Source organism: Streptomyces achromogenes subsp. achromogenes, assembly GCF_000720835.1.
Lineage (GTDB): Bacteria > Actinomycetota > Actinomycetes > Streptomycetales > Streptomycetaceae > Streptomyces > Streptomyces achromogenes.
Genome location: NZ_JODT01000019.1, coordinates 60,262 through 71,596, shown reverse-complemented (window position 1 = coordinate 71,596; position 11,335 = coordinate 60,262). Strand labels below are relative to the sequence as shown.

Sequence of the window (11,335 nt, the reverse complement as noted above, 5' to 3'; positions counted from 1 at the left end):
CCCGTCCACCGGCGCGGGCCGCTCGCCGGCTGTTACCGGGCGGCCGGATCCAGGGAGGCGGCCCGCTTGATCGCCGCGTCCCGCTTGCGGACGTACCAGACGCCGATCAGCCCCAGGCCGCCCCCGGCCAGGCAGGTCCACAGCCACCAGGTGTGGCCGTGCTCGTCGAACCAGCCGTAGAACGGCAGCTGGACCAGGAAGAGGACGAACCACACGATCGTGCCGCCGGTGATGGTGGCGACCACGGGGCCCTCCAGGGGCTCCGGCGCCTCGTGCTTGGGGGTCCACTTAGCCATGCGCACAGCTTATGCGCCGCCGCTGTCTACGCGCGGAGATAGCGATCTATGACTCATACGTTCATACTGGAGCCGTTTGTCTTTGGCCGCTTCCGCTCGTATGAAAGTCCAACGGAGCTCGGGGGAACCCCGTTGGTGATGAGGTCACGCATGTCCACCTCGGCACCTGCCAAGGTCCCCACCCCCGAGAGGCCGGGCGGTACTCCCGCCTTCGGTTTCCTCGACCGCTACTTCAAGGTCTCCGAGCGCGGCAGCTCCGTCGCCCGTGAGGTCCGGGGCGGTCTCGCCACCTTCTTCGCGATGGCGTACATCATCGTGCTGAACCCGATCATCCTCGGCAGCGCGAAGGACATGTACGGTCACCATCTGGACAACGGCCAGCTGGTGACGGCCACGACGCTGTCGGCCGCGTTCAGCACGCTGCTGATGGGCGTCATCGGCAATGTGCCGATCGCGCTCGCCGCCGGCCTCGGCGTGAACTCGGTCGTCGCGCTCCAGCTCGCGCCGCGCATGTCCTGGCCGGACGCCATGGGCATGGTGGTGCTGGCCGGATTCGTGGTGATGCTGCTGGTCGCCACCGGCCTGCGCGAGCGGGTGATGAACGCCGTGCCGTTCGGCCTGCGCAAGGCGATCTCGATCGGTATCGGCCTGTTCATCATGCTGATCGGCCTGGTCGACTCCGGCTTCGTCACCCGGATGCCGGACGCCGCCCAGACCACCGTCCCGCTCCAGCTGGGCGTCGGCGGTCACCTCACCGGCTGGCCGGTGCTGGTCTTCGTCCTCGGCGCGCTGCTCACCTTCGCGCTGATCGTCCGCAAGGTGCCGGGCGCGATCCTGCTCTCCATCGTCGGCATGACCGTGGTCGCGATGATCATCAACGCGGTGGCGACCGTCCCGTCCTGGGGCCTGACCGTCCCGAAGTGGCCGGGCAACCCGGTCTCCACCCCCGACCTCGGCCTGATCGGCGAGGTCAGCCTGTTCGGCGGCTTCCACAAGGTCGGCATCCTGACCGGCGTCCTGTTCGTCTTCACGGTCCTGCTGTCGTGCTTCTTCGACGCGATGGGCACGATCATGGGCATCAGCGACGAGGCCAAGCTGACCGACGCCGAGGGCTACATGCCGGGCATCAACAAGGTCCTCTTCGTGGACGGCCTCGCGGTCGCGGCCGGCGGCGCCAGCTCCGCCTCGGCCACCACCGCCTTCGTGGAGTCCACGGCGGGCGTCGGCGAGGGCGCGCGCACCGGCCTGGCGAACGTCGTCACGGGCGGCCTCTTCGCCGTCGCGCTGTTCCTCACGCCGATCGCCACGATGGTCCCCTCCCAGGCGGCCACCCCGGCGCTGCTCGCGGTGGGCTTCCTGATCCTGTCGAACTCCATCAAGGAGATCGACTGGGCGGACTACACCATCGCCATGCCGGCCTTCGTGACGATGCTGATGATGCCGTTCACCTACTCGATCACCAACGGCATCGGCATGGGCTTCATCACCTTCACGGTGCTGCGCCTGGTCGCCGGGCGGGCCCGGGAGATCCCGGTGGCGATGTACATCGTCTCGGCCGTCTTCGCCTTCTACTACCTGATGCCGGCCCTGGGTCTGACGTGACCCCGTAGGAATCCCTTCCGAACGAGCGCCCGGACCACGGTCCGGGCGCTCGTTTTCTTCCCCCCGGCGTCTTTCCCCCGGCTTCTTTCGGCTTCTTTCCCCGGCGGTGGATCCCGTGGTGGGCGTCACGGGCGGGAGGGGCCCGCCCAAGTGGTCTTTAGTAAGAGTAATGAGTTACGCTAAAGAACATGCCGGACCTTACCCATGGCGACGACGCTGCCGCCGTGAACGCTCTCCGCTCCGCCGTGATGCGGCTGTCCCGTCGGCTCAAGCACCAGCGGGTGGACGAGTCGCTGAGCCCCACCGAGATGTCGGTGCTCGGCACCCTCGCCCGCTGCGGCTCCGCCACCCCGGGTGAACTGGCCCGCAAGGAGCACGTCCAGCCGCCGTCGATGACCCGCATCGTCGCGCTGCTCGAAGCCAAGGGGCTGGTCCGGCTGGAGCCGCACCCCGAGGACCGGCGCCAGAAGGTGGTCACCCAGACCGAGCAGGCCGAGGCCATGCTCGAGGAGAGCCGCCGCAAGCGCAACGCCTTCCTGGCCGGCCTGGCCGAGGGCCTGGACGAGGACGAGTGGGCCGCCCTGCGCGCCGCCGCCCCCGTGCTGGAGAAACTCGCACACCTGTAAGCGAACCATCCAAGGAGGCGAATCCTGTTGAGTACGGGATCCGGAATACCTTCCGCCCCCGCACCGACCCCTACCACCACCACGCCCGACTCGCGCAAGTCCTCGATGTTCAGCTCGCTGAGGATCCGGAACTACCGCCTCTTCTTCGCCGGCCAGGTCGTCTCCAACACCGGCACCTGGATGCAGCGCATCGCCCAGGACTGGCTGGTCCTCAGTCTCACCGGCTCCTCGGCCGCCGTCGGCATCACCACGGCCCTGCAGTTCCTGCCGATGCTGCTGTTCGGCCTGTACGGCGGGGTCCTCGTGGACCGCCTGCCCAAGCGGCCCACCCTGCTGGTCACCCAGTCCGCGATGGCCGTCACCGGACTCGCGCTCGCCGCGCTGACCCTCTCCGGGCAGGTCCAGGTCTGGCACGTCTACGTCGCCGCCTTCGCCGTCGGCCTCGCCACGGTGGTGGACAACCCGGCCCGCCAGTCCTTCGTCTCCGAGATGGTCGGCCCCGACCAGCTCCAGAACGCGGTCAGCCTGAACTCGGCGAACTTCCAGTCCGCCCGGCTCGTCGGCCCCGCCGTGGCCGGCCTGATGATCACCGGCGTGGGCACCGGCTGGGCGTTCCTCGCCAACGGCCTGTCCTTCGCCGCGCCCATCACCGGCCTGCTGCTGATGCGCGCCCGCGAACTGCACGTGGTGGAGCGCGCGCCGCGCGGCAAGGGCCAGCTGCGCGAGGGCCTGCGCTATGTGGCCAAGCGGCCGGAGCTGATCTGGCCCATCGTCCTGGTCGGCTTCATCGGCACCTTCGGCTTCAACTTCCCGGTGTGGCTGACCGCCTACGCGGACGACGTCTTCCACGCGGGCGCCGGCGCCTACAGCCTGTTCAACACCTTGATGGCCGTCGGCTCCCTGGTCGGCGCCCTGCTGGCCGCCCGGCGCGGCACGGCCCGGCTGCGCGTGCTGATCGCCGCCGCGCTGGCCTTCGGCACGCTGGAGATCGTCGCCGCCGTCGCGCCCTCGTACTGGCTGTTCGCACTGCTCATGGTGCCGATCGGGGTGTTCGGCCTGACGGTGAACGTCACCGCCAACACGGCCGTGCAGATGGGCACCGACCCGGCCATGCGCGGCCGGGTGATGGCCCTGTTCATGATGGTGTTCATGGGCGGTACGCCGCTGGGCGCGCCGGTGGTCGGCTGGATCACCGACACCTACGGCGCCCGGGTCGGCTTCGCCGCCGGCGGTGTGGTGTCGGCGCTCGCGGCCGGCGCCATCGGCCTGGTCCTCGCCCGCATCGGCGGCCTGCGGCTGGCGGTGGGCTGGCACCACGGCCACCCGAGCGTCCGCTTCGTCCCGCGCGAGCGGGAGCAGCTGGCCACGGCCGCGTAGGCCCTCCGGTGCGGGAGCAGCCGGCCGCGGCCGCGTAAGCCCTCCGGTCCGGAAGCAGCCGGCTACGGCCGCGCAGGAAACCGGTCGCCGGGTTCGTCCCGGAGGGTCTAGTCGACCCTCCGGGCCAGCACCTGTCCCGGCCAGGCGTCCGGGCCGTGGGTGTAGGTGTGCGTCGGGGTGAAGCCGTTGGCCTCGTAGTAGGCCACCAGCTTGTGGTCGTCGCCGGCGTAGCAGTCCACCCGCAGCAGGCCCACGCCCGCCCGCCGGGTCACCTCGGCGGCGTGCTCGAGCAGCGCGCTGCCCGCGCCCCGGCCCTTGAAGCGGCGGTCGGAAGCCAGCCAGTGGATGTACCGCTCGGGCTCGCCGGGCGCCGGCAGGTGGGACAGATAGGCGCCGGGCCCGTCGGTGAGGGTGAGGGTCGCCGCCGGTTCCCCGTCGATCTCTGCGATGTACGTGGTGCCCTCGGCCATGGCCCGCTCGACGGCCCCCACCGTCCTGGTCCCCGACAGCGGCTCGGTGCCCCACTGGCGCGTGCGGCCCTGTGAGACCAGCCACTCCACGCTGCTGTCGAGCATGCGGAGTATCGCGGGCAGGTCGTCGGGGCCGCCTTCGCGGATGGTGATCGTCATCGCCCCATCATGCCCGCCGGGGTCTGGGATCGTGAGGGTCATGAGACTCTTCGCCGCCGTACTGCCCCCGGAGCACATCGCGGACGAACTCGCCGTCGAGGTGGACCGCTTGCGGCAGCTGCCCGGGGCCGGCCGGCTGCGCTGGACGGGCCGCCCCGGCTGGCACTTCACGCTCGCCTTCTACGGCGAGGTCCCCGACGACGTCGCCCCCGCCCTGGCGGACCGGCTGGCCCGCGCGGCCCGCCGGGCGGCGCCGTTCACCCTCGCCCTCGCGGGCGGCGGCCAGTTCGGCCGGGGCCGCGCGCTGTGGGTGGGCGCCCGGGGAGACGTGGCCGAGCTGCGGCTGCTGGCCGGGCGGGCGGAGGCGGCGGCGCGCAAGGAGGGGCTGCCGATGGGGGAGCACCGGCCCTACAAGGCCCATCTGACGGTGGCCCGCAGCCGGCACGAGCTGGACGTACGGCCGTACGTCGCCGCGCTCGCGGAGTTCGCCGGCGGCGGCTGGACCGTGGCCGACCTGGTGCTGATGCGCAGCCGGCTGCCGGCGTCCGGGGTGCCGGGGGAGCAGCCGCGGTACGAGGTGGTCGGGCGGTGGACGCTCGGCGGGGCCGGTTAGTCTCGAATACGTGGACCCGAAAACCCGGAACCGGATCATGGCCGGTGCGCTTGTGTTGATGTTCGTGGTGGTGGCTGTGGCGTCGGCCATGCGGTAGGAGACGACGCGGGCCCCCGCGGGGGCCTCTGCCGGTGTGGGGGCCTGTCCTTCGGCCGCGAACCGTCCGTGGCCGGCCGCGCCGTTCCCCGCGCCCCTGTCGGGGCGCCTTTCGCGGGCGTGGGGGAGAGGGGCGGGGAATCGCGGGGCCGTTTCTCGGCTGCGGGCCGGTTGTGGCCGGTCGCGCAGTTCCCCGCGCCCCTGTCGGGGCGCTGTCCCCTCGGTGGCTACCAGGCGAAGGCCTCCGGGGACGGGCCCGGGCCCGGGAAGATCTCGTCGAGGCCGGTCAGCAGGTCCTCGCTCAGTTCCAGTTCGACGGCGCGCAGGGCGGACTCCAGCTGTCCGGCGGTGCGCGGGCCGACGATCGGGCCGGTGACGCCGGGGCGGGTGAGCAGCCAGGCCAGGGCCACCTCGCCGGGCTCCAGTCCGTGCTTGTCGAGCAGGTCCTCGTAGGCCTGGATCCGCGCGCGGGCCGCCGGGTCCTTGAGGGTGTCGGCGGCCCGGCCGGAGGCACGGCGACCGCCCTGGACCTCCTTCTTGATGATCCCGCCGAGCAGACCGCCGTGCAGCGGCGACCACGGGATGACCCCGAGGCCGTAGTCCCGCGCGGCCGGGATGACCTCCATCTCGGCGCGCCGCTCGGCCAGGTTGTAGAGGCACTGCTCGCTGACCAGCCCGATGGTGCCGGCGCGGCGGGCGGCGGCCTCGTTGGCCTGGGCGATCTTGTAGCCGGGGAAGTTGCTGGATCCGACGTAGAGGATCTTGCCCTGCTGGACCAGGACGTCGATCGCCTGCCAGATCTCCTCGAACGGCGTGTCGCGGTCGATGTGGTGGAACTGGTAGAGGTCGATGTAGTCGGTCCGCAGCCGCTTCAGGCTGGCGTCCACCGCGCGCCGGATGTTCAGCGCGGAGAGCTTGTCGTGGTTGGGCCACACCGTGACGCCGTCCGGGTCCATGTTGCCGTAGACCTTGGTGGCGATGACGGTCTTCTCGCGCCGGCCGCCGCCCTTGGCGAACCAGTTGCCGATGATGGACTCGGTCCGGCCCTTGTTCTCGCCCCAGCCGTACACGTTGGCGGTGTCGAAGAAGTTGATGCCCGCGTCCAGCGCCGCGTCCATGATCGCGTGGCTGTCGGCTTCATCGGTCTGCGGACCGAAGTTCATCGTCCCGAGGACGAGCCGGCTGACCTTGAGTCCCGTGCGTCCGAGCTGCGTGTACTCCATGGTCCACAAGCCAACGACGTGGAGTGCGCTCTAGGCAAGGGCTTGCCGTCGCCGCGGTGGCGTGGCGCCAGGCGGCCACTCGTTCGCGGTCAGGTCGACACGGCTGCAAGGGGGCTTCCTGGACGAGGCCCGCCCTGCTCGGACGCTCACGGGGCGGCCAGTCCAGCAAGATCCACGCCGCAGCCGACCGCATGTGTCGGCCACTCGTACTCACGCTCACCGCCGGACAGGTCGCCGGACAGCCCCCGGTTCATTCCCGCGCTCGACAAGGAGCGCAACACTGTCGAGCGCCTGATCACCGAACTGAAGGCATGGCGCGGCATCGCCACCCGCTACGACAAGACCCCCGAGAGCTGCCTTGCCGCGCTCCACCTCCGCGCAGCGACCATCTGGATCGGCAGCCTCCTACAACCCCGTTGATCACGACAGATCCTGTCCGCAGAATGGATATGCCATGACCGACACCTCACCCTCACGTCTCCTGCGCGTCGTCCTGCGTGCCGATTCCTGGGCTACGACCTCGGCCGGGACGATGACGCTGATCGCGGCCCTGCTCATGCTCGTCTCCACCGACACCGTCAGGGGCGTCGTCGCCGCCACCGTCCTCTTCGCCGCCTGGGTCGCCGTCGGCTGGACCGGCCGTAGGCATCAGCGGCTCGGTGGGAGGAACCGGACCGCTGAAGACCGATGATGTCCACGGTCTGCCGCCTTGTTGATCGCGACTGAAGACAGGCCCTAGTCCTGGTCGCGGGGGAAGCCGTCGGTCTTGAGGACGAGGTCGATCACGGTGCCGGTCAGGTCGATGTCCTCACCGAAGGCGATCTTCGTCCGGGTGATGTAGTCGCCTTCCTTGGGCTGGGTGTAGACGTAGCACATGCCCTTGTAGGGATCGACGATGAGGTACAGGGGGACTTCGGCGGCGGCGTAGGCGGCCTTCTTCGGGCCGTAGTCGTTCGCCGCGGTGCCCTTGGAAATGACCTCGGCGACGAATTCGACGTCCTGGTGCTGCCAGCGGCCCTTCGCGTTCAGGCTTGCGCCTTCCCTGACGACCGTCACATCGGAGGCGAAACCGTTGAGACGGCCCGGGTAGTCGATCCGCACGTCGGACTTCAACCGCCCCCGCGGAAACTTGGCGTTCAGCTGCAGGATGATGTCCAGGGTGATGTCCCAATGGGTGTCCCGCTGCGGCGACATGTAGACGCTCCCCTCGACGATCTCGACCTTGAATCCCTCGGGGGTGGGCTCAAGCCGGTCGAACATCTCGTCGAGCATGCTCTCGTTGTCGCGCTCGGCCATCGAGATCCTGTCTTCGAGGACGGTCACTTGGCGCTCCTCCCCGGCCGCCTCACGGACCGGGCGGCCGCGCAGTACAACGATAGGCACCGCACCCGGAAGACGCCGGATTTCGGCCAACCTGATCAGTCACCGTACGGCTGTCCGACCCCCCACGCCTCCCACATCGCCTCCGCGAACGCCCCCGCGATCCGGTGCTCCCCGCTCGCGTTGGGATGCGTGCCGTCGTAGGTGTCGGTGTGGATGTCCCAGTGCTCCGGCACCGAGGTCAGCAGCAGCGGCGACCGTGCCTCGTCCAGGTCGGCGACCGTCTTGGCGAGCAGGTCGTTGAACCGCTCCACCTGCTCCGCGAAGGGCGCGTCCGACGCGGCCCGGACGTTGGGTATGACCGGCAGCAGGACCATCCGTACGCGCGGACGGGCCTCCCGCGCGGCCGCGACGAACGCCCGTACGTTCTCGGTCGTCTGCTCGGCGTTGGTGTAGAAGCCCAGGTCGATCAGGCCGAGGGAGACCAGCAGCACGTCGGCCCGGTGGGCGCGCACCGCCTCGCCGATCAGCGGGGTCATGTGCAGCCAGCCCTCGCCCCAGCCCGCCAGGTGGCCGCGGGGGAAGCCGGGTTCGGCGTAGGCGAGGGACGTCGGGGCGCCGGCCTGCTGGTCGTAGAGGGTCTCGCGCGGGCCGACGAAGGTGAACGGGCCGCCGTACGTCTCGCACAGGTGCCGCCACAGCCGGTAACGCCATGTGTGTTCGCCCGCGCTCCCGATCGTCATGGAGTCGCCCACGGGCATGAACCTAAGCATCGGCTCATCATGGACGATGGCCGGGGCTCGTGGACCGCCGGGGTGTGTGAGGCCGACCACCTCCCCCGGGCCCCCTCCGGGGATGGCAGGCTTGGCTCATGCGTCGATCGTTCGCCGTACTCGCCGGGGCGCTGCTCGCCGGCGCCTGCGCGCTGCCCGCCTCCGCCACCGGGACCGCCGGGGGCGCGGGGGACAAGGGGTTCACCATCAAGGACCCGCGGATAACCGAGTCCAGCGGGCTCGCCGCCTCCCGGCAGCATCCGGGCGTCTACTGGACGCACAACGACAGCGACGACGGGCCGTACCTGTACGCCGTGGACAGCGCCACCGGCCGGACCGTCGCCCGGATCACCCTGCGCGGGATCGGCTCGCCGCGCGATGTCGAGGCCATCTCCATCGGGCCGGACAACCAGATCTACGTCGGCGACATCGGCGACAACTTCGGCGGGAAGTGGCCGTACGTGTGGATCTACAAGCTGCCGGAGCCGAAGCGGCTGACGGACCAGGCGGTCACGGCCACGCAGTACGTGGTGAAGTACGCCGACGGCCCGCGCGACGCGGAGTCGCTGCTCGTCCACCCGAAGACCGGGCGCGTGTACATCGTCGACAAGAACGAGGAGGGCGGGCACCTGTACGAGGGGCCGGCCACCCTCTCCACGTCCGGCGCGAACGTCTTCCGCCAGGTCGCGCCCGTCGATCTGTGGGCCACGGACGCCGCGTTCTCCCCGGACGGCGGCCAGTTGGCGGTGCGCGGGTACTTCGGGGGCGTCTACTACGACTGGAACGACGGCCGGATCAAACGGCGCGGGCGGCTGGACGTGCCGTTCCAGGGGCAGGGCGAGTCCGTGTCGTACTCCGCCGACGGTACGAAGCTGATGTACGGCAGCGAGGGCGCGGAGAGTTCCGTGCAGGCGGCCGACGCCCCCGAGCGCCCGGCCGTCAAGTCGCCGTCGGGTGACGGGGGTTCCGGGGACTCCGGGGACGAGGGCGGCACGCCGAGCCTGAAGGTGGGTGCCGTGATCCTGGCCGTCGGGGTGGCGGCGTTCCTGGGGTTGCGCCGGCTGCGGCGGGGCTGAGCGGGCGGACGCCGGCCGCGATGGGTTGGCGGGGGCCGGTGTGTACCGAGGTCTGCCGCAGGTCTTGACGTGCTCATGTTGATCTGGGTTTCCTGTGCCCTGCGCGGCGCTTGGGAGCGCTCCCATTCCATTGGCTGCCGCGCCTTCCGAGAGGAACCGACACATGTTCCGCACCCTCCGAAGAGCGCTGTGCACCGCTGCGGCGGCGCTCCTCCTGCCGCTGACCGGGGCCTACGCGGCACAGGCGGCCGACGCGCCGGCGGCCGCCGCCCCCGGGGCCGGCTACTGGCACACGAGCGGCCGGCAGATCCTGGACGCGGCCGGCCAGCCGGTGCGCATCGCCGGGATCAACTGGTTCGGCTTCGAGACCAGCAACCTGGTGGTCCACGGCCTGTGGTCCCGCGACTACAAGAGCATGATCGACCAGGTGAGGTCGCTGGGCTACAACACCCTGCGGATCCCCTACAGCGACGACATCTTCAAGCCCGGTGCCACGCCCAGCGGCATCGACGTCTCAGGCGGCAAGAACGCCGACCTCCAGGGCCTGACCTCGCTCCAGGTGCTGGACCGGATCGTCGCGTACGCGGGCCAGGACGGGCTGAAGGTCATCCTGGACCGGCACCGCCCGGACTCGGCCGGCCAGTCGGCGCTCTGGTACACCGCGTCCGTCCCGGAATCGACGTGGATCGCCAACCTGAAGTCGCTGGCCGCCCGTTACCAGGGCCAGGACACGGTGATCGGCATCGACCTGCACAACGAGCCGCACGACCCGGCGTGCTGGGGCTGCGGCGACCAGGCCACCGACTGGCGCCTGGCGGCCCAGCGCGCCGGGAACGCGGTGCTCTCGGTCAACCCGAGCCTGCTCGTCTTCGTCGAGGGCGTGCAGACGTACAACGGCGTGTCCGGCTGGTGGGGCGGCAACCTGATGGGCGTCGCCCAGTACCCCGTGCAGCTCAGCGTGCCGGGCCGGGTGGTCTACTCCGCGCACGACTACGCCACGAGCGTGGCCCAGCAGAGCTGGTTCAGCGACCCGTCCTTCCCGGCCAACATGCCGGGCGTCTGGGACAAGTACTGGGGCTACATCTTCAAGCAGAACATCGCTCCCGTGTGGGTGGGCGAGTTCGGTACGACGCTCCAGTCGGCCGTCGACCAGAAGTGGCTGGCCGCGCTGGCGGACTACCTGAGGCCGACCTCGACGTACGGCGCGGACTCCTTCCACTGGACCTACTGGTCGCTGAACCCCAACTCCGGTGACACCGGCGGCATCCTGAAGGACGACTGGACGACCGTCGACACGGTGAAGGACGGTTATCTGGCGGGCATCAAGGCGCCGCTGTTCCCGGGTGGCGGGAGCGGTGGCGGCGGTGGCGGGGACAACGGCGGCGGAGGCGGCGGCGCCCCCGCGTGCAGCGCGTCCTACACCGTCGGCAGCGACTGGGGCGGCGGCTTCAACGCCGAGGTGAAGGTGGCCAACACCGGCACGGTCGCCCTCAAGTCCTGGAAGGTGACGTGGACGTGGGGCGGTGCCCAGAAGATCTCGTCCATCTGGAACGCGAGTTACACCCAGAGCGGCGCGAGCGTGACGGTGGTGAACGCGGCTCACAACGGAAACCTGGCGGCCGGGGGTTCGGCGAGCTTCGGCTTCGGGGCGGCGCCGGGCGGTGCGGCGACACCGACGCTGACCTGCACGGCGGCGTGAGAGCA

The 11,335-nt window shown here is 70.5% G+C and carries 12 protein-coding genes and 1 pseudogene; 8 read left to right on the top strand and 5 right to left on the bottom strand.

Features of this window, described 5'->3' with window-relative positions; all coding sequences use genetic code 11:
- Window positions 1-32: 32 nt before the first annotated feature.
- On the bottom strand, window positions 33-296 hold the full coding sequence (locus IH25_RS0120180; RefSeq protein ID WP_078844333.1) for a DUF2530 domain-containing protein: 264 nt from the start codon (window positions 294-296) through the stop codon (window positions 33-35).
- A 150-nt stretch (window positions 297-446) separates the two neighbouring features.
- Here IH25_RS0120180 and IH25_RS0120175 point away from each other — a divergent pair, with 150 nt between their 5' ends.
- From IH25_RS0120175 to IH25_RS0120165, 3 genes are all read left to right on the top strand, one after another.
- Window positions 447-1,898, top strand: coding sequence for an NCS2 family permease (locus tag IH25_RS0120175; RefSeq protein ID WP_030612073.1), 1,452 nt, complete (start codon window positions 447-449; stop codon window positions 1,896-1,898).
- Between the two features lie 188 nt (window positions 1,899-2,086).
- Window positions 2,087-2,524, top strand: coding sequence for a MarR family winged helix-turn-helix transcriptional regulator (locus IH25_RS0120170; protein WP_030612070.1), 438 nt, complete (start codon window positions 2,087-2,089; stop codon window positions 2,522-2,524).
- A gap of 27 nt (window positions 2,525-2,551) precedes the next feature.
- Window positions 2,552-3,901: an MFS transporter gene (locus IH25_RS0120165; protein WP_107058422.1), complete on the top strand. Its 1,350-nt coding sequence runs from the start codon at window positions 2,552-2,554 to the stop codon at window positions 3,899-3,901.
- 107 nt (window positions 3,902-4,008) lie between these two features.
- Here IH25_RS0120165 and IH25_RS0120160 read toward each other — a convergent pair whose 3' ends face one another.
- A complete protein-coding gene (locus tag IH25_RS0120160) occupies window positions 4,009-4,530 on the bottom strand; it encodes a GNAT family N-acetyltransferase (protein WP_030612064.1) in 522 nt (173 codons plus the stop codon).
- 40 nt (window positions 4,531-4,570) lie between these two features.
- Here IH25_RS0120160 and thpR point away from each other — a divergent pair, with 40 nt between their 5' ends.
- On the top strand, window positions 4,571-5,143 hold the full coding sequence (gene thpR, locus IH25_RS0120155; RefSeq protein ID WP_030612059.1) for an RNA 2',3'-cyclic phosphodiesterase: 573 nt from the start codon (window positions 4,571-4,573) through the stop codon (window positions 5,141-5,143).
- Between the two features lie 323 nt (window positions 5,144-5,466).
- Here the strand turns inward: thpR and IH25_RS0120150 are convergent, their stop codons facing one another.
- On the bottom strand, window positions 5,467-6,462 hold the full coding sequence (locus IH25_RS0120150; protein ID WP_030612056.1) for an aldo/keto reductase: 996 nt from the start codon (window positions 6,460-6,462) through the stop codon (window positions 5,467-5,469).
- A gap of 125 nt (window positions 6,463-6,587) precedes the next feature.
- Between IH25_RS0120150 and IH25_RS39600 the strand changes: the two are divergent.
- Together IH25_RS39600 and IH25_RS0120145 are read left to right on the top strand one after the other, a co-directional pair.
- A pseudogene (locus tag IH25_RS39600) lies at window positions 6,588-6,882 on the top strand (hypothetical protein); the annotation flags it as partial.
- A gap of 34 nt (window positions 6,883-6,916) precedes the next feature.
- The gene (locus IH25_RS0120145) at window positions 6,917-7,153 is read left to right on the top strand and encodes a hypothetical protein (RefSeq protein WP_030612052.1); all 237 of its coding nucleotides are present in this window, start codon (window positions 6,917-6,919) and stop codon (window positions 7,151-7,153) included.
- Between the two features lie 44 nt (window positions 7,154-7,197).
- On the opposite strand, the gene IH25_RS0120140 is transcribed toward IH25_RS0120145, so the two are convergent.
- Window positions 7,198-7,785, bottom strand: coding sequence for a Uma2 family endonuclease (locus tag IH25_RS0120140; RefSeq protein ID WP_030612050.1), 588 nt, complete (start codon window positions 7,783-7,785; stop codon window positions 7,198-7,200).
- Between the two features lie 95 nt (window positions 7,786-7,880).
- Window positions 7,881-8,555: an SGNH/GDSL hydrolase family protein gene (locus IH25_RS0120135; RefSeq protein WP_030612047.1), complete on the bottom strand. Its 675-nt coding sequence runs from the start codon at window positions 8,553-8,555 to the stop codon at window positions 7,881-7,883.
- Window positions 8,556-8,653: 98 nt separating this feature from the next.
- Here IH25_RS0120135 and IH25_RS0120130 point away from each other — a divergent pair, with 98 nt between their 5' ends.
- Both IH25_RS0120130 and IH25_RS0120125 read left to right on the top strand, forming a co-directional pair.
- A complete protein-coding gene (locus IH25_RS0120130) occupies window positions 8,654-9,631 on the top strand; it encodes a hypothetical protein (protein ID WP_030612044.1) in 978 nt (325 codons plus the stop codon).
- Window positions 9,632-9,794: 163 nt separating this feature from the next.
- Entirely contained in the window at window positions 9,795-11,330 is a 1,536-nt protein-coding gene (locus IH25_RS0120125) for a cellulase family glycosylhydrolase (protein WP_030612041.1), read from the top strand.
- The last annotated feature ends 5 nt before the right edge of the window (window positions 11,331-11,335 follow it).

What these genes read in the sequence shown, in the direction of transcription:
- IH25_RS0120180 (WP_078844333.1), bottom strand. Translation starts at nt 296, where the DNA reads ATGGCTAAGTGGACCCCCAAGCACGAGGCGCCGGAGCCCCTGGAGGGC.
- IH25_RS0120160 (WP_030612064.1), bottom strand. Translation starts at nt 4,530, where the DNA reads ATGACGATCACCATCCGCGAAGGCGGCCCCGACGACCTGCCCGCGATA.
- IH25_RS0120175 (WP_030612073.1), top strand. Translation starts at nt 447, where the DNA reads ATGTCCACCTCGGCACCTGCCAAGGTCCCCACCCCCGAGAGGCCGGGC.
- IH25_RS0120150 (WP_030612056.1), bottom strand. Translation starts at nt 6,462, where the DNA reads ATGGAGTACACGCAGCTCGGACGCACGGGACTCAAGGTCAGCCGGCTC.
- IH25_RS0120145 (WP_030612052.1), top strand. Translation starts at nt 6,917, where the DNA reads ATGACCGACACCTCACCCTCACGTCTCCTGCGCGTCGTCCTGCGTGCC.
- IH25_RS0120170 (WP_030612070.1), top strand. Translation starts at nt 2,087, where the DNA reads ATGCCGGACCTTACCCATGGCGACGACGCTGCCGCCGTGAACGCTCTC.
- IH25_RS0120125 (WP_030612041.1), top strand. Translation starts at nt 9,795, where the DNA reads ATGTTCCGCACCCTCCGAAGAGCGCTGTGCACCGCTGCGGCGGCGCTC.
- IH25_RS0120135 (WP_030612047.1), bottom strand. Translation starts at nt 8,555, where the DNA reads ATGCTTAGGTTCATGCCCGTGGGCGACTCCATGACGATCGGGAGCGCG.
- IH25_RS0120130 (WP_030612044.1), top strand. Translation starts at nt 8,654, where the DNA reads ATGCGTCGATCGTTCGCCGTACTCGCCGGGGCGCTGCTCGCCGGCGCC.
- thpR (WP_030612059.1), top strand. Translation starts at nt 4,571, where the DNA reads ATGAGACTCTTCGCCGCCGTACTGCCCCCGGAGCACATCGCGGACGAA.